Source organism: Mycobacterium sp. Aquia_213 (genome assembly GCF_026625985.1).
In the GTDB taxonomy this organism is placed as follows: Bacteria; Actinomycetota; Actinomycetes; order Mycobacteriales; family Mycobacteriaceae; genus Mycobacterium.
In genome coordinates, this window is the sequence record NZ_CP113116.1 from 2,522,479 (window position 1) to 2,546,055 (window position 23,577).

At 66.0% G+C, this 23,577-nt stretch carries 25 protein-coding genes; 20 read left to right on the forward strand and 5 right to left on the reverse strand.

The window, feature by feature from the left end; genetic code table 11:
- Positions 1 to 67: 67 nt before the first annotated feature.
- Positions 68 to 772: a hypothetical protein gene (locus LMQ14_RS11795; protein ID WP_267734892.1), complete on the reverse strand. Its 705-nt coding sequence runs from the start codon at positions 770 to 772 to the stop codon at positions 68 to 70.
- 78 nt (positions 773 to 850) lie between these two features.
- Between LMQ14_RS11795 and LMQ14_RS11800 the strand changes: the two genes are divergently transcribed.
- The 3 genes from LMQ14_RS11800 to LMQ14_RS11810 are packed head-to-tail and all read left to right on the forward strand — an operon-like array spanning position 851 to position 4,919.
- Positions 851 to 2,368 (forward strand): carboxylesterase/lipase family protein, encoded by a 1,518-nt coding sequence (locus LMQ14_RS11800; RefSeq protein ID WP_267734893.1) that lies wholly within the window; start codon positions 851 to 853, stop codon positions 2,366 to 2,368.
- Positions 2,369 to 2,424: 56 nt separating this feature from the next.
- On the forward strand, positions 2,425 to 4,419 hold the full coding sequence (locus LMQ14_RS11805) for a phosphotransferase (protein ID WP_267734894.1): 1,995 nt from the start codon (positions 2,425 to 2,427) through the stop codon (positions 4,417 to 4,419).
- Entirely contained in the window at positions 4,389 to 4,919 is a 531-nt protein-coding gene (locus LMQ14_RS11810) for a gluconokinase (protein ID WP_267734895.1), read from the forward strand. Before LMQ14_RS11805 ends, LMQ14_RS11810 begins: the two co-directional genes overlap by 31 nt.
- 4 nt (positions 4,920 to 4,923) lie before the next feature.
- On the opposite strand, the gene LMQ14_RS11815 is transcribed toward LMQ14_RS11810, so the two are convergent.
- A complete protein-coding gene (locus LMQ14_RS11815; RefSeq protein ID WP_267734896.1) occupies positions 4,924 to 5,946 on the reverse strand; it encodes a DoxX family membrane protein in 1,023 nt (340 codons plus the stop codon).
- Between the two features lie 78 nt (positions 5,947 to 6,024).
- Between LMQ14_RS11815 and pncA the strand changes: the two genes are divergently transcribed.
- From pncA to LMQ14_RS11830, 3 genes are all read left to right on the forward strand, one after another.
- Positions 6,025 to 6,585, forward strand: a complete 561-nt coding sequence (gene pncA, locus LMQ14_RS11820) for a pyrazinamidase PncA (protein WP_267734897.1) — start codon at positions 6,025 to 6,027, stop codon at positions 6,583 to 6,585.
- On the forward strand, positions 6,585 to 7,385 hold the full coding sequence (locus tag LMQ14_RS11825; protein ID WP_267734898.1) for a ketosteroid isomerase family protein: 801 nt from the start codon (positions 6,585 to 6,587) through the stop codon (positions 7,383 to 7,385). Before pncA ends, LMQ14_RS11825 begins: the two co-directional genes overlap by 1 nt.
- Positions 7,386 to 7,526: 141 nt before the next feature.
- Positions 7,527 to 8,177 (forward strand): hypothetical protein, encoded by a 651-nt coding sequence (locus tag LMQ14_RS11830; RefSeq protein WP_267734899.1) that lies wholly within the window; start codon positions 7,527 to 7,529, stop codon positions 8,175 to 8,177.
- On the opposite strand, the gene LMQ14_RS11835 is transcribed toward LMQ14_RS11830, so the two are convergent.
- Positions 8,174 to 8,530 carry a DoxX family protein gene (locus tag LMQ14_RS11835; protein WP_267734900.1) on the reverse strand — a complete coding sequence of 119 codons (357 nt, stop codon included), beginning with the start codon at positions 8,528 to 8,530 and terminating at the stop codon, positions 8,174 to 8,176. The genes LMQ14_RS11830 and LMQ14_RS11835 overlap by 4 nt on opposite strands.
- Before the next feature lie 184 nt (positions 8,531 to 8,714).
- Between LMQ14_RS11835 and LMQ14_RS11840 the strand changes: the two genes are divergently transcribed.
- The 6 genes from LMQ14_RS11840 to LMQ14_RS11865 all read left to right on the forward strand — a co-directional run bounded on the left by LMQ14_RS11840 (position 8,715) and on the right by LMQ14_RS11865 (position 14,840).
- The gene (locus LMQ14_RS11840) at positions 8,715 to 9,710 is read left to right on the forward strand and encodes a sigma-70 family RNA polymerase sigma factor (RefSeq protein ID WP_267734901.1); all 996 of its coding nucleotides are present in this window, start codon (positions 8,715 to 8,717) and stop codon (positions 9,708 to 9,710) included.
- The gene (locus LMQ14_RS11845) at positions 9,700 to 11,025 is read left to right on the forward strand and encodes an ABC transporter substrate-binding protein (RefSeq protein WP_267734902.1); all 1,326 of its coding nucleotides are present in this window, start codon (positions 9,700 to 9,702) and stop codon (positions 11,023 to 11,025) included. Before LMQ14_RS11840 ends, LMQ14_RS11845 begins: the two co-directional genes overlap by 11 nt.
- Positions 11,026 to 11,120: 95 nt before the next feature.
- On the forward strand, positions 11,121 to 11,984 hold the full coding sequence (locus tag LMQ14_RS11850; RefSeq protein WP_267734903.1) for a carbohydrate ABC transporter permease: 864 nt from the start codon (positions 11,121 to 11,123) through the stop codon (positions 11,982 to 11,984).
- A complete protein-coding gene (locus LMQ14_RS11855) occupies positions 11,971 to 12,813 on the forward strand; it encodes a carbohydrate ABC transporter permease (protein WP_267734904.1) in 843 nt (280 codons plus the stop codon). Before LMQ14_RS11850 ends, LMQ14_RS11855 begins: the two co-directional genes overlap by 14 nt.
- 3 nt (positions 12,814 to 12,816) lie before the next feature.
- Positions 12,817 to 13,887, forward strand: coding sequence for an ABC transporter ATP-binding protein (locus LMQ14_RS11860; RefSeq protein WP_267734905.1), 1,071 nt, complete (start codon positions 12,817 to 12,819; stop codon positions 13,885 to 13,887).
- Positions 13,884 to 14,840, forward strand: coding sequence for a patatin-like phospholipase family protein (locus LMQ14_RS11865; protein WP_267734906.1), 957 nt, complete (start codon positions 13,884 to 13,886; stop codon positions 14,838 to 14,840). Before LMQ14_RS11860 ends, LMQ14_RS11865 begins: the two co-directional genes overlap by 4 nt.
- Here the strand turns inward: LMQ14_RS11865 and LMQ14_RS11870 are convergent.
- Positions 14,837 to 15,124: a DUF3349 domain-containing protein gene (locus LMQ14_RS11870; RefSeq protein ID WP_267734907.1), complete on the reverse strand. Its 288-nt coding sequence runs from the start codon at positions 15,122 to 15,124 to the stop codon at positions 14,837 to 14,839. The two genes, LMQ14_RS11865 and LMQ14_RS11870, sit on opposite strands and share 4 nt — an antisense overlap.
- Positions 15,125 to 15,314: 190 nt before the next feature.
- On the opposite strand from LMQ14_RS11870, the gene LMQ14_RS11875 reads away from it, so the two are divergent.
- Positions 15,315 to 16,148, forward strand: coding sequence for a DUF3097 family protein (locus LMQ14_RS11875; protein WP_267734908.1), 834 nt, complete (start codon positions 15,315 to 15,317; stop codon positions 16,146 to 16,148).
- On the opposite strand, the gene LMQ14_RS11880 is transcribed toward LMQ14_RS11875, so the two are convergent.
- Complete coding sequence (locus LMQ14_RS11880; protein ID WP_267734909.1) at positions 16,117 to 16,557, reverse strand: hypothetical protein; 441 nt, start codon at positions 16,555 to 16,557, stop codon at positions 16,117 to 16,119. The two genes, LMQ14_RS11875 and LMQ14_RS11880, sit on opposite strands and share 32 nt — an antisense overlap.
- Positions 16,558 to 16,684: 127 nt before the next feature.
- Here LMQ14_RS11880 and efeU point away from each other — a divergent pair, with 127 nt between their 5' ends.
- The 7 genes from efeU (at position 16,685) to LMQ14_RS11915 (ending at position 23,496) form a co-directional block, all read left to right on the forward strand.
- Entirely contained in the window at positions 16,685 to 18,295 is a 1,611-nt protein-coding gene (gene efeU / locus LMQ14_RS11885; protein WP_267734910.1) for an iron uptake transporter permease EfeU, read from the forward strand.
- A gap of 37 nt (positions 18,296 to 18,332) precedes the next feature.
- The gene (efeO, locus tag LMQ14_RS11890; protein ID WP_267735469.1) at positions 18,333 to 19,508 is read left to right on the forward strand and encodes an iron uptake system protein EfeO; all 1,176 of its coding nucleotides are present in this window, start codon (positions 18,333 to 18,335) and stop codon (positions 19,506 to 19,508) included.
- Positions 19,509 to 19,510: 2 nt separating this feature from the next.
- The gene (gene efeB, locus LMQ14_RS11895) at positions 19,511 to 20,818 is read left to right on the forward strand and encodes an iron uptake transporter deferrochelatase/peroxidase subunit (protein WP_267734911.1); all 1,308 of its coding nucleotides are present in this window, start codon (positions 19,511 to 19,513) and stop codon (positions 20,816 to 20,818) included.
- A gap of 162 nt (positions 20,819 to 20,980) precedes the next feature.
- On the forward strand, positions 20,981 to 21,505 hold the full coding sequence (locus LMQ14_RS11900; protein WP_267734912.1) for an OsmC family protein: 525 nt from the start codon (positions 20,981 to 20,983) through the stop codon (positions 21,503 to 21,505).
- 32 nt (positions 21,506 to 21,537) lie between these two features.
- Positions 21,538 to 22,605: an acyl-CoA dehydrogenase family protein gene (locus LMQ14_RS11905; RefSeq protein WP_267734913.1), complete on the forward strand. Its 1,068-nt coding sequence runs from the start codon at positions 21,538 to 21,540 to the stop codon at positions 22,603 to 22,605.
- Positions 22,606 to 22,615: 10 nt separating this feature from the next.
- Entirely contained in the window at positions 22,616 to 23,230 is a 615-nt protein-coding gene (locus LMQ14_RS11910; protein ID WP_267735470.1) for an RNA polymerase sigma factor, read from the forward strand.
- Positions 23,227 to 23,496 carry a hypothetical protein gene (locus tag LMQ14_RS11915; protein WP_267734914.1) on the forward strand — a complete coding sequence of 90 codons (270 nt, stop codon included), beginning with the start codon at positions 23,227 to 23,229 and terminating at the stop codon, positions 23,494 to 23,496. Before LMQ14_RS11910 ends, LMQ14_RS11915 begins: the two co-directional genes overlap by 4 nt.
- Positions 23,497 to 23,577 lie beyond the last annotated feature (81 nt).

Sequence of the window (23,577 nt, forward strand, 5' to 3'; positions counted from 1 at the left end):
GCTGCGGCCAACGTCGAGTTGTCGGGCCACAAGCCGGCGAATTCGCCCAACAAGTCGACGTTCGAAATCAGCAGCCGAACGCGATCCCGATCCCGTCGGGCGGCGGCACCGACCGCAGACAGCCGAACTGCTGGATTCCGGCGCCGCTGAACTTTGCGGCCGACTGGCGGGCGTAGTTCACGCAGAACAGGCCGGCCGGGTCGGCGCGACAGCGATAGTCGTCGTAGGACAACGTGTCCCCGGCCGCCAACTCGGCCCCATCGCCGTTGACGAACGGACCCGGGTCGGCGCGGGCCGCCCCGATCTGCAGTTGCATCCCGTCGAAGGTGACCCAACCGCCTTTCCACTCGCCGTAGGCCGTCTCCGGCCGGGGCGGGGGATGGGCCAGATCGACCAGACAGGTCAGTGCGCCGCCAGTGTGCGCGGAATCCGTTGTACACGCGACCGGGCGCCCAGGAGGGCTGGCCGTCACGGTGAAGGCGACGTCGTTACCGAGCTGCGTGGTCACGCCGTCCCGGGTGACGGCGTGATAGCGGGCCGGATCGGCGGGATGACCTGCCTCGATCCATGCGATGACGTCCGAGATCGGCGCGCCGGACGCCGGTGGCGCCGTCTGCCCCGGCGGTTTACTCCCCGGCGAGACCGCGGTGGTCGGGGAGAAACCCGAAACCGCCGTCGTGTTCGGGGTCCGGCTCTGCGCCGACTGGCCCCCGCCGCTGTGCGAGCATCCGGCAACCAGTACCGAGAGTGTGACCAACGTGGCCATTCGCATCCCGACAGGCTATCCGTCACACCGTGGATTTAACCGCTCCGCGCGCCCTACATACGTAGTGTCGGCTACCGTCGGCGTATGCACGAGCGCACTATCCGCGCACGCACCGCCAACGGCATCGTGGAGGGCTTCACCCGCGACGGCGTCAACCGCTGGCGATCCATCCCGTACGCCCGGCCGCCGGTCGGGCGGCTGCGCTTCCGGGCACCGCAGCCGGTGCAGCCGTGGTCGGGCGTGCGTCATTGCCACGGTTTCACCAATTGCGCGCCCCAGGAGCGCCGCTACACGTTGCTCGGTCTCTCGGGTTCCGGAGGCAGATACCAGTCGATGAGCGAGGATTGCCTCACCCTCAACGTCGTCGCGCCGGAGTCAGGCCACGACGGACCGCTGCCCGTCATGGTCTTCATTCACGGCGGCGGGTACATCATGGGCAGCTCGGCGGTGCCGCTGTACGACGGTGCGGCGATGGTCCGCCGCGGTTGTGTCTACGTCTCGGTCAACTACCGCTTGGGTGCGCTGGGATGTCTTGACCTGTCGTCGTTGTCCACCCAGGACATCACCATCGACAGCAACCTGTACCTGCGCGACCTGGTGATGGCGTTGCAGTGGATTCGGGACAACATCGCGGAATTCGGTGGCAACCCAGACAACGTCACGATCTTCGGCGAAAGCGCTGGCGCCTGCATCGCCGCCACGTTATTGGCCGTCCCGGCCGCCGAGGGCCTGTTCGCCCGGGCGATCGCGGAAAGCCCGGCCTCGGGCCTGGTGCGGTCGAAGGAGATTGCCACCCAGTTCGCCGCCCGGTTCGCCGATCTGCTCGGTACGCGCCCCGAGGACGCCGCCGGCACTCTGATGCAGGCATCCCCCGCCCAGCTCGTAGAAACCCAAAATCGCCTGATCGAGCAGGGCATGGAGAGCAAGTTGGGCGCCTTCCCGATCGGCCCGGTGATCGGCGACGACATCCTGCCCATCGACCCCGTCGAGGCCATGGAGTGTGGTCGGGCGCATCGGGTCCCGCTGATCGTGGGCACCAACGCCGACGAGGGCCGGCTGTTCACCCGATTCCTCAAAATGCTGCCCACCAACAAATCGATGATCGAAGAGTTGTTGGCTGACCTGGAACCGGCTGTCCGAGAACGCATTACCGGCGCTTATCCGGGTTACCCGTCGTCGGCGGCATGCATCCAGCTGGGTGGCGACTTCGCCTTCAGCTCGGCGGCCTGGCAGCTCGCCGAGGCGCACAGCGGTCACGCGCCCACGTATCTGTATCGCTACGACTACGCGCCACGGATGCTGCGCTGGTCCGGGTTGGGCGCGACCCATGCCACCGAGCTGCTGGCCGTTTTCGACTTCTATCGAACCCGACTCGGCGCGTTCCTGACCGCGGCGGCCGATCAGCGCGCCGCGCTTCGGGTGAGCAACCAGGTGCAACGCCGTTGGCGAGCGTTCAGTCGCAGCGGCGTCCCGGGTGACGACTGGCCCGCCTATACCGTCGACGACCGCGCCGTGATGGTCTTCGACCGCAAGAGCCGCATCGAGTTCGATCCGCACCCGCATCGCCGGATGGCATGGGCGGGCTTCTCATTGGCGCAGTGACCTGGCACGCTGGCGTGGCACGCTAAACCGTCAGCGAAACTCGGCAGAGGACGTCAATGGAGACCCAGCCCGTCGAACGACCCAGCGATCTCACGGCTTCGTGGCTGACCGCCGCGATCGGCGCCGGAGAGGTCGCCGACTTCGAAACCGAGCGCATCGGCACCGGCCAAATGAGCGAGTGCTACCGCGTAAGGCTCAGCTACTCCGATGGGGCCGCGGGACCCGAGTCGGTGGTGTTGAAGGTCGCCGCCAGTGATCCGGTGAGTCGGCAAACCGGGTTGGCACTGGGCCTCTACGAGCGCGAAGTTCGTTTCTACGCCGATCTCGCGCCACGCCTGGGCGGCCCGATCGCGCCGTGCTATCACGCCGCCATCGACACTTCGACGGGGGTCTTCGATCTGCTGCTCGGCGATGCCGTTCCGGCGGTTGTAGGAAACGAAATCGCCGGTGCCACAATCGAACAGGCCACCATCGGGGTCGTCGAGCTGGGGCGGCTGCACGGCCCGCTGCTCGGCGACACCTCGCTGGCCGAAGCGTCGTGGCTCAACCGCGACGCCCCGCTGAGCCAAGCCATGATCGCCCCGCTCTACGCCGGCTTCCTCGACCGCTACGGCGACCAGATCGCGCCGGCACACCGCTTGGTGTGCGAGCGCCTGGTCGGCGCGTTCGACGCCTACCTGGCCGCCGAAACGGAGCGGAACAAGATCCTGGGCCTGGTGCACGGCGACTATCGCCTGGACAACATGCTGTTCGGCGCCGAGGGCGCCGACCGGGCGCTGACCGTGGTCGATTGGCAGACCGTCTCCTGGGGTGCGCCATTCACCGACCTGGCCTATTTCCTCGGCTGTGCACTGCCGACGGCGGATCGCCGGGCGCACTACGACGCGTTGCTGCGGGCTTACCACGAGGCGCTCGGGCCGCAGGCACCGATCACGCTCGCCGACATCGCCGAAGGTGTGCGCCGGCAGGGCTTTTTCGGCGTGATGATGGCGATCGTTTCGTCGATGCTGGTGGAACGCACCGAGCGCGGCGACCAGATGTTCATGACGATGCTGCAACGGCACTGCGATCACGTGCTCGATACCGACGCGCTGGCGACGCTGCCGAACGCGGTGGCGCCGGAGCCGCTGCGGCCATCGGATGACGACGAACTCGCGCATGTCCCGACCGACGAACCGCTGTGGAGTGAGAGCTGGTATGCCGACTTCGTCGATGCGGCACAGGGATTCGGCGGCTGGTTTCGGATCGGTCTGGTCGCCAACCAGCAGGCCGCCTGGGTTCAGGTACTGCTGTGCGGACCCGACCTCCCGACCGTCGCCGTGCTGGATTACGAAGTTCCGCTGCCCGAGGACCCGTGGGTGTTGTCCACAGATGCCTTCGAAATCGGCCACTCCGCCACTGCGCCGCTGCAGACCTATCGGGTCGACGTGCGGGCGCAGGGGCAGTCCTACTCGGACCCGTCGGCGTTGTTGCGGGGCGCACCGGGAACGCCCGTCGACCTGACGTTGAACCTGGTGTGGACCACCGACGGCGCCCCGTACCAGTACCGGGTGACAACCCGCTACGAAATCCCTTGCACCGTAACGGGAACCGTCACCATCGACGACACCACCTACCAGATGGATTCCGTTGCGGGACAGCGCGATCACTCGTGGGGAGTCCGCGACTGGTGGAGCATGGACTGGATGTGGAGCGCGCTGCACCTCGGCGACGGCACCCACCTGCACGGGTTGGACCTCGACATCCCGAATGTTCCCCCGGTGGGTATCGGCTATATCCAGGACCCCGACCGAGAAGTCACCGAACTCCACACCGTGACCAACCCACGATCCTTCGGCGCCAACGGTTTACCGCTCAAAATGACCTTGAGCCTGGAACCCGGTGGGCTCACCGGCGACGTGGACATCCACGGTCACGCACCGGTGCTGCTGACCGGACCTGACGGACAGGTGAGCGAGTTCGCCCGCGCCTGGGTCAGCATCGACACCGCGGACGGGCGGACCGGCGTCGGCTGGATGGAATGGAACCGCAACCTCACGCGACAGACCTAGGCGCGGTGCCGACCGCCGCGTCATCACCCGTCGTGGTGATGGGCGTCTCCGGATCGGGCAAGTCGACGGTGGGTTCCGCACTCGCACAACGGTTACGCGTGCCCTTCGTCGACGCCGACAGCCTGCATCCACCGGCAAACGTCGCCAAAATGACTGCCGGGCAACCGCTTAACGACGACGATCGCCGTCCGTGGCTGGACAGAGTCGGGGAGTGGCTGGCCGATCATCGCGATGGTGGGGTAGCGAGTTGTTCGGCGCTCAAACGCGGCTACCGCGACCTGTTGCGCGCCCACAGCCCGCGGGTCGTGTTCCTGTATCTGAGCGGCTCGCCAGGGATGATCCGCGCTCGGCTGGCCGCCAGGCCGGACCACTTCATGCCGGCCGCGCTGTTGCGGTCGCAATTCGACACGTTGGAACCGTTGGGCGCCGACGAGTCCGGGGTCACCGTCGATATCGACCACGATGTCGACACCATCGTCGACATATTTCTGGCAGGTTAGGCGATCACCAGGGGAGCTTGCGACGACGGGTCTTGACCGGCGCACCGACTCGTTCGCGCGCGGCGTCGGCCAACTCGTTGCCGTGCGCGCGGGCGGTATCGGCCCATTCCTCCCCGCGGGCTCGGGCGGAGTGGGCCAGCTTTTCGCCGCGCTTGCGCGCCTCCCTCGCCAGCGGTGCGGCCTTGTCGGCCGCCTCGTCCGCCAGCTTTTCGCTGCGTTTGCGCGCCTTTTCGGCCTTCTCGGCGATCTCGTCCGCCAGCTTTTCGCCCCGCTTGCGGGCCTTCTTCGCCAGCGGTGCGCTGCGTTCGGCGGCGGCGCTGGCGAGCTCGCGGCCCCGGTCCAGGGCAACCTCGGCGTACGGCGCGCCCCGTTCGGCCGCGGTGTTCGCGAGCTCGCGGCCCCGGTCGAGGGCGGCTTCGGCGTACGGCGCGCCTCGTTCGGCCGCCGTGCTGGCCAGTTCGCGACCGCGTTCGGCGCCGAGTTGCAGTCCGTGGGCGATTTTTTCGCCGAGATCGCCGAAGTCGGTGTCGAACAACGCGTCGTCGGATCCGGGTAGTGCCGAGGACACCCGCTCGGAGAGGCGCTCGGCTGCCCGGCGGCCGCGCCATCCCAGCGACGGTTTGCCCGCGGTATCGGCAGACGCGATCATCAATCCGCCCAGCAGGCTGAGGTCTTTCAGGAACTCGCGACGGCGCTCGGCTTTGCGCTCCGGGTCGTGCTCATTCCAGAAGGAATAGGTGCCCAAGTTGGCCGGCAGCACCGTCAACGCCAGTACGGCCGAGGCAACGCGCGGCATTTTGCCGGTGGCCAGCAGCAGCCCGCCCCCGATCTGCACACCGGCGGTTATCTGGGCGAACGTCTGGGGGTCGGCGGGGATGCTGCGGGCCACCTGATCGGGCAATGCCTGCAGACCGTCCACCGCGGGTGCGGCGGCCTCCGCGGCTGCCTTGGGATTTAGTAGGGATTCAACCCCTTGGCCGATAAAGGCAACTGACAACAGGGGCCGTGCAATTCTGCGGATCACCATGGCTGGGGGGTTACCCGACCGTTCGGCAAACAAACCGACGCGCCCATTACCGCAGCTGACGGCGATATGGTGGAGCGCGTGCGAGCGTTGATCATCGTCGACGTGCAAAACGACTTTTGCGCGGGCGGCTCGCTGCCCGTCACCGGCGGCGCGGAAGTGGCCGCCGCCATCAATGACTATCTGGCCGGCGAGCCCGGCTACCAACACGTCGTGGCGACCAAGGACTTCCACATCGACCCGGGGGACCATTTCTCCGACCACCCGAACTATTCGTCGTCCTGGCCACCGCACTGCATCGCCGGAAGTCCCGGAGCGGAATTTCGTTCCGACCTCGACACCCGGCCGATTGAGGCGGTATTCCACAAGGGCGCCCATGCGGCGGCCTACAGCGGCTTCGAGGGCGCCGACGACAACGAGACGTCGCTACTCGACTGGTTGCGGCAGCGGGGCGTCGACGAGGTCGACATCGTCGGTATCGCCACCGACCAGTGCGTCCGGCGAACCGCCGAGGACGCGGCACGCAATGGCTTACGCACCCGGGTGTTGGTCGATCTCACGGCGGCGGTTGCGCCAAGTTCGGCCGCCCAAGCCCTTGCCGAAATGCGAAGTGCGGGAGTCGAATTGATAGAGGTCGTCTGATGGTGGTGCCACTTGATCGAGAGTCCCTGCTGGCCGCGGTGGAGCGCTCGCCACGGGCCGCCGCCGCGCACGACCGCGCCGGTTGGGTCGGATTGTTCACCGAGGACGGGCGCATCGAAGACCCGGTCGGCGCACGGCCGCACCTGGGGCGGATCCAGATCGGGAACTTCTACGACACCTTCATCGGCCCCCGCGAGATCAAATTCCATCGCGATCTCGACATCGTCTTCGGCACCGTCGTGCTGCGCGATCTCGAGCTCGAGGTATCGATGGGTTCGGCTGTCACGATGTACATACCCGCTTTCCTGCGCTACGACCTGCGAGAAGCGAACGGACAGTGGCAGATTACTCATCTCCGGGCGTACTGGGAGCTGCCCGCGATGATGCTGCGGTTCCTGCGGAGCGGAGCGCAGGCGCTCTCGCCTGCCCTGGCACTGTCGCGAGATCTGCTGGGCAATCAAGGGCTGTCGGGAACTGCGGGCTTCATGAGCGGCTTTCGCCGGGCGGGTGCACGTCAGAAGAGGCTGGTGCAGACATTCCTCGGTGCCGTTTCGCGCGGCGATACGTTGGCCGCTGCACACGCGCTATCGCCCTCCGCCACAATCACTTTGGGTGAGACCGATCCGCTCGACATCGCCGAATTCGCGGCGGAACTCAACGGGGCGAACTGGACCAAGATGAACGGTGCGGGGTCCACGGTCACCGTCTCGCTCAATTCGAGTCACGGGCGCGGCATTATGTTCGCGGACCTGAGCCGACGCGGCAAAGCGATCAATCAAATCCGCTATTTTCCTGCCTGAACGGGCGTCCTGATTCGGTCTCTACCAGCATCGCGCGCAGCCACAGCCGAGCGCGCAGGTCACCGCCGCCCCTCCGACGACGCGCATCGCGTGATTGCATGTATTGCCGGGGACCTGACGGGTGCCGTAGAAATAGCTCTCATGAAACAGAGGCAAACGATGAGTGTGGTCCGAACCGTTGGCGTTGGGGTGGCGATCACCGCCTTGCTGACCGTCACGACAGGCTGTGGCAAAGACGAAAAGCCATCTTCCTCGTCGTCGTCGACGTCCTCGTCGACCTCCGCGGCGTCGTCGAGTTCGGCAGCATCCTCATCGGCGTCGAGTGCGGCGCCTTCGGGAACCGCACCTTTGGCGGACTACTCCAACTTGCTGGTCACGGCCGCCGACATCGGCGCCGACACGACATTGGGTCCGCCGGAGCAGAACCCTGGCGGCGTGGCCGGCGTGGCGGTGACCTTCAGCAACACCTCCAAAACCCACACCATCACCGATCTCCTCGTCATCTTTGCCGACGCGGCTTCGGCCGCCCAAGGAGCCAAAGATCGCCCGGCCTCGCTGGGCAAGTACGTCACCGGAACCGCGCAGCCGTTTTCGGTGGGGACGAACGGGGTCATCGTCGTCGGCCCGTCGCCCGACAACACCAAATCGGTGACCTACGTGGTGTTCTCCGAGGGCAAGGCCGTCGTCGACCTGGAGTTCGACAGCGGACCCAATGACGCCGCTCCGCAGGACTTCGTGCTGGACGTGGCCAAGAAGCAGGACGACGCGGTCAAGACCCGCCTGACCAGCTAGTAGCCCTGGATCACCAGCAGCGCCAGCGACGCGGCTGACAGGCACAGGAACGCGCCCGGAAAGGCGATGTTGTACAGGACGCGTGCCCGCAGGTGCGTCAGCACCGCGCCGACGAAGTAGAGGACCAAGCCGGCCGCGGCCGCGACTGCTAAACCCGGTAGACCCACCAGACCGGCAAGCAGTCCGACGGCCCCGGCGAGCTTGGTCGCCCCCAGCGCCGGTAGCCAGGAGGGTGGCACACCGACCTCGGCCGAATTTGCCAGGACGAATTTCGCGGGGATGAAATCGGGTACGGCGATGCCGGCCGTGATGATCGCGGTGATCAGCGTGATCACCAGGGACGCGGTGTGCATTCGAATCTGGTCCTTTCCATCGTTGCATCCGTTGTGGTGCAGCTACTTCCGCACCGGCGAGCCGGTTGCGCCGCGGCGCGCGCGCCGGCGCACAATCGGTATGGTCATGGTGCTGGTCTCTGCTGCGCAGAATTCGATCGATGCGGTCACCTTCTTGACGACTCCCGTGTGGAAAAGGTGACCCATGACCGAAAACCTGGTGGACCTCGACGATCTGGCGCAGCGGTTCGAGGCCGACCGTCAGCACTTGCGGGCGGTGGCGTTTCGGCTGCTCGGCTCGATGGCGGATGCCGACGACGCGGTGCAGTCCGCGTGGCTGAAGGCCAGCCGTGCAACCGGCGTCGGCGACATCGTCAACCTGACCGGTTGGTTCACGAAGATCACCGCGCACGAGGCGTTCGACCAGCTGCGGGCACGCCGGCGCCGGGCCGAGCAACCGTTGGCCGACGCCGGAGAATTCGACCGGCCGGCCGTCGCCGGGCCGGCGGACGAGGAGGCGCTGCTGGCCGATGCGGTCGGCGGCGCGATGCTGGTGGTGCTGGACCGCCTCTCGCCCGCGCAGCGCGTCGCGTTCGTCCTGCACGATGTTTTCGCCGTGCCCTTCGAGACGATCGCCGACGTGCTGGACCGGTCGCCGACGGCCGCCAAGAAGCTGGCGAGTCGGGCCCGTGCGCGACTGCACGACGGCTCGCCCGCCCAACGCCCTCACCTGGCCCAGCACCTCGAGATCGTGGAGGCGTTTCTGGCGGCGTCGCGCGGCGGCGATATCGCCACGTTGCTCGAGCTGCTGGCTCCCGACGTGGTGCGCAGGGTCGATCGCGCGCTGGTTCCCGACGACGTGGCGGCCGAGGTGTGCGGAGCTCGTGAGGTCGCCGAGGAGACGCGTCAGTTCGCCCAGCGCGCGCGGGCCGGCGTGGTCATGGTGATCGACGGTGTCCCCGGCATCGTGATCGCGCCGCGCGGGCGGGTGCAGATCCTGTTGCAGCTCGCCATCGGCGCTGACAACCGCATTCACGCGATCGACATCACCGCCGACACCGATCGTCTGCGCCGGGCGGTACTCGCGCTGCCGGGGTGCCCGTCTCAGGCATATTCCAGCCCCATCGGGTACCAAGGACATGGGACACGGCCGGTGGGGTCGTCGATGATGGGTCGAGAACGGGAACACGATGCTCGATAGGCCGTTCGGACGGCGGAGCTTGATGCGGGGCGCTGGCGCGCTCACCGCCGCGGCTCTGGCCCCCTGGGCCGGCGGCTGTGCGTCCGACGACGACGCGTTGACGTTCTTCTTCTCGGCCAACCCGGACGAGGCCGCCGCCCGCCTGCGTGTCGTCGCCGAATTCGAGCGCCGCCACCCCGACATCAAGGTTCGGGTGGTGCGGTCCGGGCCGGGAGTGATGCAGCAGTTGTCCACGTTTTGCGCGGGTGGCAAATGTCCGGACGTGCTGCAGACGTGGGAGTTGAGCTATGCCGAGTTGGCCGCCCGGGGAGTGTTGCTGAACCTGAACGACCCATTGGCGCGCGAGCAACCGTTCGCCGCCCAAATGAAGGCGGACAGCGTTGGGCCGCTGTATGACACGTTCGCGTACAACGGTGAGCAATCCGCTTTTCCGGAGCAGTGGTCCGGAAATTACCTGTTCTACAACAAGCGGCTCTTCGCCGACGCCGGCGTGGCGCCCCCGCCCACGGCCTGGGACAAGACGTGGACTTTCGCCGAATTCCTTGACACGGCCCAGGCGTTGACCAAGAGGGACGCATCGGGGCGAGTCACGCAGTGGGGTTTCGTCAACACCTTTGTCTCGTACTACTCGGCCGGATTGTTCGCCCTGAACAACGGCGTACCGTGGTCGACGCCGCGGAGAAATCCGACCCATTTCAATTTCGACAACCCGGCGTTCATGGACGCGGTGCAGTTCTACGCCGACCTCGCCAACAAGCACAAGGTGGCACCCAACGCTTCCGAGGTGCAGTCAATGTCGACACCCGATCTGTTCGCGGCGGGCAAGGCGGCGATCGCGCTGGGGGGTCACTGGCGATACCAGACCTTTATTCACGCCGAGGGATTGGATTTCGACGTCGCCCCGCTGCCGGTAGGGCCGTCCCTGCCCAGTGGCCATAGCGCCTGCTCCAACATCGGCACCACCGGACTGTCCATCTCGGCGAGCAGCCGACGCAAGGACCAGGCTTGGGAATTCGTCAAGTTTGCCTGCGGCCCCGTCGGTCAGGCGATCATCGCCGAATCCTGCCTCTTCGTACCGGTGTTGCGCTCGGTGCTTGCGTCGGATGGATTCGCCAAGGCCCACCAGGGGATTCGCAATCTCGCGGTGCTCACCGAAGGGCCGTCCTACTCGGAAGGTTTGCCCGTTACCCCGGCATGGGAAAAAATCGTGGCGCTGATGGATCGCAACATGGGACCCGTCTTGCGTGGGTCTCGCCCCGCGACCTCGCTGACCGGGTTGTCGGGCGCAGTTGACGAGGTGCTGCGAAACTCATGACAGCGGTGAACAAATCAGCCGTGCTCCCGGCAGCCACCGCGAGACGGCGTCCCCAGGGGCCGTATCCGTCGCGGCGACGAGCCTGGGCGGGACGCATGTTCGTCGCACCCAACCTGGCCGCGGTTGCGGTGTTCATGCTCTTTCCGCTCGGGTTCTCGCTCTACATGAGCTTTCAGCAGTGGGACGTGTTCAGAGCACCAAAGTTCGTGGGCATGAAGAACTTCGAAGACCTGTTCACGTCCGATCCGTTGTTCGTCATCGCCATCCGCAACACCGTGGTCTTCACCCTCGGGACGGTGATACCTACCGTCGTGATCAGTCTGGTCGTCGCCGGCGTCCTGAACCGAAAAGCCAAGGGCATCGCCATCGTTCGGACCATCGTCTTCATGCCACTGGCGATCTCGTCGGTGGTGCTGGCGGTCGTCTGGCAGTTTGTCTTCAACACCGACAACGGGCTGCTCAACATCATGCTCGGCTGGGTGGGGATCGATCCGGTCCCGTGGCTGGTTGACCCGAATTGGGCGATGGCCTCGCTGTGCGTGGTCGCGGTGTGGCGGAGTGTGCCGTTCGCGACCATCATCCTGCTGGCCGCGATGCAAGGAGTACCGCAAACCGTGTACGAGGCAGCCAAAATCGACGGCGCGGGCGAGATACGGCAGTTCTGGTCGATCACCGTGCCGCTGATCCGCGGCTCGGTGTCGTTTGTCGTCGTCATTTCAATCATTCACGCGTTCCAGGCTTTTGACATGGTCTACGTCCTGAATGGCTCGAACGGCGGCCCGGAGACGTCAACCTACGTGCTGGGCATCATGCTGTTCCAGCATGCCTTCTCTTTCCTGGAATTCGGGTATGCATCGGCGTTGGCATGGGTGATGTTCGCGATCTTGTTGGTATTGACCTTGGTGCAGTTGCGGCTGACGCATCGGCGATCTTGGGAGGCTTCTCGTGGCCTTAGCTGAGGGAGTGTTCAAGCGCAGTGCTTTTCGCGCGGTGGTCGTCTACACCGCGCTAATCACCATCGCCTGGTGCTGGCTTTTCCCGATTGCCTGGGCGGTGTCGGGCTCGCTGAAGAGGGAGGGCGAGATCAGCGAGCCAAAGCTGCTGCCGTCCAACCCGCGGTGGTCGAACTACACCGACGTGTTCAACGTGATGCCGTTCTGGCGAATGTTTTTCAACACCGTGCTGTACGCCGGATGCGTCACCGCCGGGCAGGTCTTCTTTTGCTCACTGGCCGGATATGCCTTCGCGCGGCTGCAATTCCGCGGCCGCGACACCCTGTTCGTGCTGTACCTGGGGACGCTGATGGTGCCGCTGACCGTGACCGTCATTCCGCAGTTCATCCTGATGCGGACGGTGGGATGGGTGGATACGCCCTGGGCGATGATCGTGCCCGGCTTGTTCGGCAGCGCATTCGGCACCTACCTGATGCGGCAGTTCTTCCAAACGCTGCCAGGCGATCTCGAGGAGGCCGCTATTCTCGACGGTTGTTCGCCGTGGCAGATCTATTGGAGGATTCTGTTGCCCCATGCCAGGCCCGCAGTGATGGTGCTCGCCGTGCTCACTTGGGTCAACGTCTGGAACGACTTTCTGTGGCCGCTGTTGATGATTCAGCGCAACAGTCTGGCCACGCTGACTCTCGGCCTGGTGCGGCTGCGGGGGGAGTACGTTGCCCGCTGGCCGATCATCATGGCCGCCTCGATCATCATCATGGTGCCGCTAGTGATCATCTATGCGGTCGCGCAGCGTTCCTTTGTGCGCGGTATCGCCGTGACCGGACTTGGGGGGTGAGGCGTGGCTTCGGTGAGCTGGGAGCAAGCGACGCGGCACTTTCCGGGCGCGGAACGTCCGGCCCTGGATGGCCTCGACTTGTTCGTCGGTGACGGCGAGTTCGTCGTTCTGGTCGGACCATCGGGATGTGGAAAGACGACCTCGCTGCGGATGGTGGCGGGATTGGAAACGCTGGACGCCGGATGCGTCCGCATCGGTGAGCGCGACGTGACCCATGTCGATCCCAAGGATCGCGATGTGGCGATGGTGTTCCAGAACTACGCCCTGTACCCGCACATGACCGTCGCGCAGAACATGGGTTTCGCGTTGAAGATCGCGAAGATCCCGAAAGCTGAGATCGGCGACCGGGTTCTCGCCGCGGCGAAAATGCTTGATCTGGAACCATATCTGGATCGCAAACCCAAAGACCTCTCCGGTGGGCAGCGCCAGCGGGTGGCGATGGGACGCGCGATCGTGCGGCGCCCGCACGTGTTCCTGATGGACGAGCCGTTGTCCAATCTCGACGCCAAACTGCGGGTGCAAACCCGCAATCAGATCGCCGCGCTGCAGCGACGGCTGGGGACGACAACCGTCTACGTCACCCACGACCAGGTCGAGGCCATGACCATGGGAGACCGCGTGGCAGTCCTGTGCGACGGCCTGCTGCAACAGTTCGCGGCGCCACGCGAGCTGTACCGCAACCCGGCGAACGTGTTCGTGGCCGGATTCATCGGGTCTCCGGCGATGAACCTGTTTACCTTGCCGATCGTTGATTCTGCTGTGTCGCTGGGGGATTGGCCGATCCAGCTACCGCGTGAGATTGCCGACAGCGCGAGCGAGATCGTGGTCGGGGTCCGGCCGGAGCATTTCGAGCTGGGCGGTCTGGGTGTCGAGATGGAGGTCGACGTCGTCGAGGAGTTGGGCGCCGATGCCTACCTCTACGGCCGAATCACCGACTCCGCGAAGGCAATCGACCAGGACGTCGTCGCCCGCGCCGACGGGCGCAATCCGCCCCAAAAGGGCAGCCGGGTGCGGCTGCATCCGGAAGTCGGGCATGTGCATTTCTTCGGGGTCGACGGCGAGCGGATCTCATGAGCACGGCGCCCGTCGATCTGGTCTGCGAGGGCGGCGGCGTTCGGGGTATCGGCCTGGTCGGGGCGGTGGACGCGCTGGCCGCGGCGGGCTACCGGTTTCCGCGCGTCGCCGGCACGAGCGCGGGCGCGATCGTCGCGTCGCTGGTCGCCGCCCTGCAGGCGGTAGGCGAACCACTGACTCGGCTCGCCGAGATCATGCGTTCGCTCGACTATCGAAAGTTCTTGGACCGCAACCTGATCGGGCACGTGCCGCTGATCGGTGGGGGACTGTCACTGCTGGTCTCGGACGGGGTCTACCGCGGTGCCTATCTCGAACACCTGCTGGCCGGCCTGCTCGGCGACCTGGGTGTACGAACCTTCGGCGATCTGCGCACCGGCGAGCAATCCGAACAGTTCGCGTGGTCGTTGGTCGTGACCGCCAGCGATCTGTCCCGGCGCCGGCTGGTGCGGATTCCGTGGGACCTCGACTCCTATGGAATCGACCCGGACGAATTTCCGGTGGCACGCGCGGTACACGCCTCGGCGGCGATTCCCTACGTGTTCGAGCCGGTTCGGGTGGGCGGCGCTACCTGGGTCGACGGCGGGTTGTTGTCGAGCTTTCCGGTGGAGCTGTTCGACCGGGCCCAGCCGCGGTGGCCGACGTTCGGGATCCGGTTATCGGCGCGGCCGGGCATTCCGCCCACCCATCCGGTGCACGGCCCGGTTTCGTTGGGCATTGCCGCGATAGAGACGCTGGTGAGCAATCAGGACAACGCCTACATCGACGATCCGTGCACGGTGCGGCGCACCATCTTCGTGCCCGCCGACGAGGTGAGTCCGATCGACTTCGATATCACAGCCGGCCAGCGCGACGCTCTGTACCAGCGCGGATTGCTCGCGGGCCAGGAGTTCTTGAAGACGTGGAACTATGCCGACTTTCTGGCGGCCTGCGGCGCGCCGGCGGCACCGGACTAACGCCGCGCGTACCCGATCGCATCGAGTCGACGCTCGACGCGCTTGATGTCGTCGAGTGAGGGCATCGCGTCGGTAATCCGGAAGATGGCGACTCCGATGTCGACGGTGCCGATCGGAGCCGGCCGCCGGGCCATGAATTCGTCTGTGATAGCGACGATTTCGTCGTCGGTTACCCGACGGCGCAATAACGCCGCCAGCGGCAGATAACCGGTCTTCGGCATTCCGGTCGGGTAGCCGGCGCGCAGAAACGCGACAGCCTTCGACACCAGATCGGCCATCCCCATGACTCCACCTCGTTCACCGCGGCGCGTTGAGCGCTCTAAGTAAGGTAGCAGTGACCTCGGGGTTTGCAAGTAAAGCAACGCAGTCCTTACGCAGATTGCCTTGATTTTTCCGCTCCATTAGCGCCGGCCGCCGGCGTCCATGGGCGCGCCGGTCACGAATTTTCGCGGCGCGCGTTCCTAGTATTGCCGCGTGATGGATCGCTACGGAACCGATGTTCTGGCCGCCGGGCGGCGCAAGCCGCGCTCGACCGAACATCCCGCCGAGCTGGGCCTCGTGGTCGAGGACGTGGAGACCGGCTACGTTGGTGCCGTCGTCCGGGTCGAGTACGGACGTATCGACCTGGAAGACCGGCGCGGCCACGTCCGGGGCTTTCCGCTCGGGCCCGGCTATCTGCTGGAGGGCCGTCCGGTGATCCTTACCGCGCCGCGCCGCGCGGCGCCGGCCGCCGCGAGCCGGACGGCCTCGGGTTCCGTCGCGGTACCGGGTGCTCGTGCCAGAGTCGCGCGGGCCAGCCGGATCTATGTCGAGGGCCGCCACGACGCGGAACTCATTGCGCAGGTCTGGGGCGAGGATCTGCGCATCGAGGGTGTCGTCGTCGAGCATCTTGGCGGCGTCGACGACCTGGTGGGCATCGTGGCGGAGTTCGCTCCCGGTCCCGGGCGCCGGCTCGGGGTTCTCGTCGACCACCTCGTCGCAGGTTCGAAAGAGGCGCGGATCGCCGCGGCCGTGCGCCGCGGACCCGGCGGCCCCGACACACTGGTCGTCGGCCATCCCTATGTGGACATCTGGCAGGCGGTGAAGCCGCAGCGGCTCGGCCTGACGGCCTGGCCCGAGGTGCCGCGGCACACCGAATGGAAACACGGTGCGTGCCAGGCGCTTCGATTGCCGCACGCCAGCCAGGCCGACATCGCCAGGGCGTGGCAGCGCATCCGGTCGCGGGTGCGCGACTGGAACGATCTGGAGCCCGCGCTGATCAGCAAGGTCGAAGAACTCATCGACTTCGTGACGGAGCCCGGCCGCTAGACGCGTCCGACCGCGCAGGAAGGCCCAGCGCCGCGGAGCAGACCAGTACCGTGCCCAGTGCGATCACGTTGAGGATGGCGTCGCGAGTGCCGTACATGTGCAGCATCTGCAGGTGATAGGTCAGATGCAACGCGTTGAATACCGTCCAGCTCACCGCCGTGACAACCCGCAGCGTTCGATTTGAGAGGTAGACGAACGTCAGCGCGCTCAGTGCGGTCAGGGCCAGGTACATGCCGCCGACGTCTTTGACGAGATGTTCGTTGTACGGGCCGAGGACGGGGAGCCACCTAATGCCCATGCCGGGAAAGCTGTTGTACCAATGCAGCGGCGCGAAGTACGCCCAGCAGCCGACGAACGCGCCGCTCAGCGTCAGTACCAGCAGACCGGCACGGTGCAGGATGGGATTCATGAAAGCTATGACGGCGCAACGTCGGTAGATGTGACACCCGCCCGGCAAGAAACCGCGGCTTAATCGCGACAGAAAGTTAGGGTAGGCTAAGTCGAACGTCCCGATGCACGGGATGGGAATCGGACGCATGCAGGGCGTATTCGGCGTTTTCCTCGGCACGTTCCTCATCGGCCTGCGCGAAGGCCTGGAGGCGACGCTCATCGTGAGCATCGTCGCCGCTTTCCTCAAGCGAAATGGGCAGTCGACCCGCCCGATGTTTGCCGGCGTCGCCTTGGCAGTGCTGATCAGCGTCGCGGTGGGCGTCGCCCTGGATCTGGTCTCGGCGACACTGCCCCAGGCCCAGCAGGAGATGATGGAGACGGTCATCAACGCCATTGCCGTGGTGTTTGTGACTTCGATGATCATCTGGATGAACCGCAATGCCATGCGGCTCAAGGGCGAACTCGAACGTGAAGCCCAACAGGCACTCAACCGTGGCGGTGCGCTGGCTCTCGTGGTGATGGCGTTTCTCGCCGTCCTCAAGGAGGGCTTCGAGACGTCGGTGTTCCTGCTGGCGGCCGCGCAGACCTCCCACGGCAACCGGTGGTTTGCCGTGCTGGGCGGCGCGGTAGGGATCGGGGCGTCGATCCTGCTCGGCATCGGTCTGTACTTCGGTGGTCTGAAGCTCAATCTGGGGCGCTTCTTCCGGGTGACCGGGGTGTTCCTGGTGCTGATCGCCGCCGGACTCGTGCTGGGCGCGCTGCGTACCGCACACGAGGCGGGCTGGCTGACCATCGGCCAGCGCCAGGTGCTCGACTTCTCGGCCTGGATACCGAGCCAGTCCGTGCTGGGCGCGTTGCTCGCCGGCGTGTTCGGCATACCCACCGACCCTCGCCTCATCGAGGTGCTGGGCTGGGTGCTGTACGCGGTGCCCGTGCTCGTCGCCTTCCTGTGGCCTTCGCGCCTCGCCGCGACGCCGCGAGCCCGCTGCCGGCTGCTGCTGGCCACCTCGGCGGTGCTGCTTATAGGCGCGGCGGCGCTGGCGATCGCGGTACCCGCCGGCAGCACCGCACCGGCCGCGCGGGCTCGCACTGTTACGGACCGGTCCGGCCACACCGCGCAGGTGTCGATCGTGACCGGGCCGCACGGACGCGAGCTGACCGTCGCATCGGCGGGCGCCTCGGGCGTCCGCAGCATCCCGCTTATCCCGGCAGGCGACCAAACCGTCGACGGCCTGCCGGTACAGGAATGGCAGACGTCCGAGGCCGCCGGCGCCGATGGTGCGCCGGCAGTCACGTTGGATCAGTTGCTCAGCATGACGGGGGGACGGCTGCCGGTCGGTCTCGCGGTTGGCCGCACTCCGGGGCCGTTTCACGGGCAATGGGCGACGACCACCGTGTATACCGTGCTCACACACGGCGATTCAGTGGTCAGCGCGCAAGCGGCGAGCAACCGCACGGCGATTCTGACCGGCGGTGGGTTGACCGGGGCCAAGACCGTCAGTCTCGGCGCCCTACCGACGGACTGGGCCACGTCCGATGCCGACAACCACTCGACCGCGGCCGAGATCGTCGCGAGCGACCGGAAACGTGGGGAGCGGCAGCTCTGGAATGTCTGGCTTCCCCTGGCGCTAGCCTGCCTTGCGCTGGCTTGTGCCGTTGGCGCCATAATCTCCATGCGCGGCGACGCGCGAGCCGAACAGGAGAGGAAAACGAGTGATAGCGAATCTCACCGTCCGGACAAGCTCGCGGTCTCGTGAATTATGGTTGACCGCACCGCTTTTGGTCGCGGTCACCGTGTTCGCCGCGACTGCGTGCAGCCACTCGAACGGCTCCTCGAGCCCGTCTAGCCCGTCGAAGAGCGGCGGAACCAAGGCGGTCAAGGTGACGATGGCTAACAGCGGCGGAAAGGACGGCTGCGCCCTGGACACGACCAGCGTGCCGGCCGGGCCGGTGACGTTCACCGTGGTCAACGCCAGCGCGCCGGGCATCACCGAGATGGAATTGCTGCGGGATCAGCGCATCGTGGGGGAGAAGGAGAACCTCGCGCCCGGCCTGGATCCGGTGTCGTTCACCATCACCCTGGATGGCGGTTCGTATCAGCTGTATTGCCCCGGCGCGAGCACCGAATATCAAACTTTGACGGTGACGGGCCAGGCCCCGGCGGGGCCGACGGGCACGGTGGCGAGCATCCTCAGTCAGGGCACCAAGGACTACGCGGCCTACATCGTCAATCAGATCGGCCAGCTCGGTGACGGCGTGAAGGCGCTCGACGCCGCGATCCAGTCGGGCAATCTCGACGCCTCGAAGGCGGCCTACGCCAAGGCCCGATTGTTCTACGAGCGTGCGGAATCCAGCGTCGAGGGCTTCGTCCTGCCGGGCTTCGCGGTCGGAGACAACGCGGGCAGCCTGGACTATCTGATCGACATGCGTGCGTCGACTCCCGTGGATGCCAAAGTCGGGTGGAAGGGTTTTCACGCCATCGAACGCGACCTCTGGCAGGGTGGCGCGATCACCCCCGGTACCAAGGCCCTCAGCACCGAATTGGTGGGTAATGTCGGCAAATTGACCACCGTGGTCGCCAGCCTGCAATACAAGCCGGAGGATTTGGCCAACGGCGCAAGCGATTTGATCGAAGAGGTGCAGAACACCAAGATCACCGGCGAAGAAGAGGCGTTCAGTCACATTGACCTGGTCGACTTTTCGGGCAATGTCGAAGGCGCACAACAGGCTTACGCCTCGCTGCGACCGGGGCTGGATAAGATCGACGCAAACCTGGTCAATCAGATCGACCAGCAGTTCCGGGCGGTACTGAATGTTCTGGACGGCTATCGCGACCCGTCGGCGCTGGGCGGCTACCGGACCTACACTCCCGCGCTGCAGGCCAGCGATGCGCCGAAGCTGACCGCGGTGATTCAGCCGCTGCACCAGAGCCTGTCCACCGTCGCTCAAAAAGTGGTCTCCGCCAACTGACAATGGCTGACGACGAGCTGGCCGAACCCGCCGACAGCGCCGAGACGCCGGCCGATGCCGCATCGGTATCTCGGCGGCGGATGCTCGGCGGCGCGATGCTGGCCGGTCTCACCGGCACCGCAGTCGGTGCCGTCGGCGGCGGGTTCGCCGGCTATGCGTCCGCGACCGCGCACCGCGGCGACGATGACGACGTCGTGGACATGCGCCGTAGCTATCCGTTCTACGGCCAGGTCCATCAGGGCGGAATCGCCACGCTCCCGCAGCGTTACGCCGTCTTCATGTCGTTCTCGCTGGCTGCGGCCGCCGCTCGCGCCGATCTCCAAGCGCTGCTGGCACGCTGGTCGGCCGCGGTCGCGGTCCTGCAGCAGGGTAAGCCCATCGGCACGGTTCAGCCGCAGGTCGAGGTGCAGCCCCCCACCGATACCGGGGAGGCTTACGGGCTGAGCCCCGCCAGTCTCACTGTCACGATCGGGTTGGGGCCGTCGCTGTTCGGTGATCGGTTCGGCCTTGCCGCGCGGCGTCCGGCGGTGTTCACCGATCTGCCCCCCCTCAACGGCGACAACCTCGATCCGCGGCTGCACGGTGGCGACCTGTCGGTGCAAGCCTGCGCCGACGACCCGCAGGTCTGCTATCACGCCGTCCGCAATCTGGCCCGCCTCGGCCGCAATATCGTGTCGCCGTTCTGGGCGGTGCTGGGGTTCGGGCGCGCCTCGGCCGGCCCCGGTCAGCAGACCCCGCGAAACTTGTTGGGATTCAAGGACGGTACCCGCAATGTCACTTCCGAGGCGGAGTACGGACGATTCGTCTGGGTCGACAACAGCGACCAGCCGTGGATGAACGGCGGAACCTATCAGGTCGTCCGCAAGATACGGATGCTGCTGGAGACGTGGGACGTCGACCGGGTCGGCAACCAGCAGAAGATCTTTGGCCGTACCAAGCAGGAAGGGGCGCCGCTGAGCGGTAAGGCCGAATTCGACACGCCGAACTTCACCGCCAAAGGCGCCGACGGTGAACCGCTGATCGACCCGCTGTCACACGTCGGCCTGGCCGCCCGGGAAAACAACGACGGCATCATGATCCGTCGACGCTCCTACAACTACACCGACGGCCTGGACCCGAACGGCCAACTCAACGCCGGATTGCTGTTCGTTTCGTATCAAAAAGATCCGCAAGATTTTATCCGTTTGCAGAACCGGCTCGGCGCCAACGATCTGCTCAACGAGTACATCCGTCATATCGGATCAGCTATCTTCGCGGTGCCGCCCGCTCCCTCGGAAGGCCACTACATCGCCCAAAGCCTGTTCAGCTGAGCAAATCTTGTCCGCTCGCCGCGGGCCACCGGTGGCCGCGTCGTTTCAGGCGTGTGATGTCTGGTGTCGTCGCGCTAAGTGAATCGGGCCGGCCGTCACAAACCGAGCCCGCCAAGCACTAACGGTGTGGAGACCAAGATCAGCGAGAAACGGAGGAACTCCATGACCGACGCGCTCGTCATCGACGCGGAAGGGCTCGACCGGCTGTCCTGTAATGCCAAGGCCGACCCCACCACCGGCAAGAAGACCCTGAAAGCCACAACGGTTTGCGAGGCCGGCTTTCGCAACATGACCTACGTGCGCGACCTCGCGCCGCTGCTCGTCGGCGAGCCGCCCGCGCTGCTCGGTGACGACTCCGCACCGAATCCATCCGAGACGGCCCTGGCCGCCCTGGGGTCCTGCATCTCGGTCGGCCTGTTGGCCAATGCCACGCACCGCGGCGTGACACTCACCAAAATCGAGGTGGAGATGGAAGGCGACATCGACATCTCCGCGGTGTGGGGAGTCGGCGACACCCCCGACGGCAAGGTTCTCGGCTTCACCGCGGTCCGCTGCAAGGTGGCGTTGGCCGGAGATACCGACGACGAGACGCTCAAGCAAATCCACGACAACGCCATCGCCTGGTCGCCCGTGGTGAACACGTTCCGCCGCCCGGCAAGTGTCGACTCGACTTTCGTCGTCGACTAGTCCCGGGAAACACACCGAACAGGAGGCCTGCCGTGACCGCAACCGTGGATGCCGCAGTCGAGCGGCTCGATCCGGAGCTGCTGGCAGACATTCGTGCCCACGCCAGCGCGCTGGACCGCGGCGAGGAAACCTCCCGCCGCAGCTTCACCCGGCTGGGTGCCGCCGGCCTGCTTGGCCTCGGCGCCCCCGGAAACACCGACGGGCGGCTCCAGCAGATGGCCGATGTCATCGGCCTCATCTCCGGAGAGTGCATGAGCACGGGCTTCTCGGTGTGGGCCAATCGAATGACGCTGGAGTATCTGCTCACGGCCGCAACGCCTTTCAGCCTCGCGGCGGCCCAGCCGGTGCTTGCCGGAACCACGCTGGGGGTGACCGGAATGGCTTCGGCGTTCAAGGAGGCGGCCGGCTGCGGCAGCCTGGATCTGACCGCGGAAGCGGTCGACGGCGGCTACCGGCTGAGCGGATCGATCCGGTGGGCCAGCAACCTCTACCCCGACTCGACGATGGTGACCGCGGCGCGCACCGATGCGGGCGAGAAGTTGATCGTGGCGCTGCGGCTGGATACTCCGGGCGTCGTCCTCGGTGATCACTTCGACCTGTTGGCGATGGGAAGCACCGCGTCGTCGTATCTCAAGTTGGAAAACGCGCATGTCAGTTCGGAACAGGTGCTGTCCACGGACTTTGATGCGTTCCTGCAGACGGTGCGACCGACTTTTCTGGTGCTGCAGTCGGCGATGTGCCTGGGGCTGACCAGGACCACCGTCGAGCAGAGCAAGCTCGGGCTGACCGGAGTCAACTCGGTGTTCACCGCCGACGTCGACGCGATTTCGGACAAGCTGGTGGCGGCGGAGGCGACGCTGGCTCAATTGGCCGGCGCGGTCGGCGGGGCGAAGTCGCCGACGAAGAAGGAGCTGCTGTCACTGCGCCTTGCTGCCGCCGAATTATCCAGTGCCAGTGCCAATTTAGAAATCCGCACCGCAGGCGGCAAGGGGTATGCGAGCCGAACTTCGGCCAGTCGTCGCTACCGGGAGGCGGCGTTCATCCCGGTGCAGTCGCCGTCGGAGGCGCAACTGCGCTGGGAACTAGGAAGATGCGCTTGAGTTCGGGCCGATCGTGACCCCGGTGGCGATGCCACCGGAGGACACTGCGCATCTGGTCGGCGGGATTCCGCTGGCCAATCTGGTTCGCGATTTTCATCGGCCGATGGTGAATTTCGCTCGCACGATGGTGGATTCGGCGACGGTAGCCGAAGAAGCGGTGCAGGAGGCATGGGTGCAGGTCTTGCAGTCGTCGGCTTCTTTCGAAGGCCGCTCCTCGGTGGGCACCTGGTTATTCGGAATCGTCAAGAACACCGCGTCGCGGCACCGGCGCCGCGAGTCCCGGATCCGCGACCACGAGGTGCTGGCCGCTACCGAGACCGACCCACTGTCGGGCCGGATGCATCCCGCCGGCCACCCCGACGCCGGTCACTGGAGTCTCCCACCATCGCGGCGCTTTCTTCCGGAGGACCGCACCGTGGCCCAGGAGCTCATCGGCTACCTGCGGGCGGCGCTGGACGCGCTGCCCGAACGGCAGCGCCAACTCATCATCCTGCGTGACCTCGTCGGAACCCCGGCCGACGAGGCCGCCGAGATTCTTGACCTCTCCGCGCAGGGGCAGCGCGCACTTCTGTACCGCGCCCGGGGCAACCTTCGCAATGAACTAGAGAAGTGGTACCGCCAATGACCTTCCACGACAACATAGTTCCCGCGATCGACTGCGTCGATTTCGTCCGACTGGTCGACGACCTGGTCGACTCGGATCCGGACCAGTGGGGTCCGATCGTAGCCAAGCATCTCGACGAATGCCCGCCGTGTCTGGTGTATCTGCAACAAATGGTCGACCTCAAAGTGCTGCTCAACCACGTCTTCGAGGGCGAGAAGCTCAGCGAGGACGACATTGCGGGGGTCGTTACTGCGATCACCAACTTCCGGGACGGCCAACACGGCTAGCCGAGCCGAAGGCCCTCTGTCCCGGCGGTTGGGGACTAAAGCCTCACGACCGACGCCCCGCCGCTCAATAGCGTTACTCCT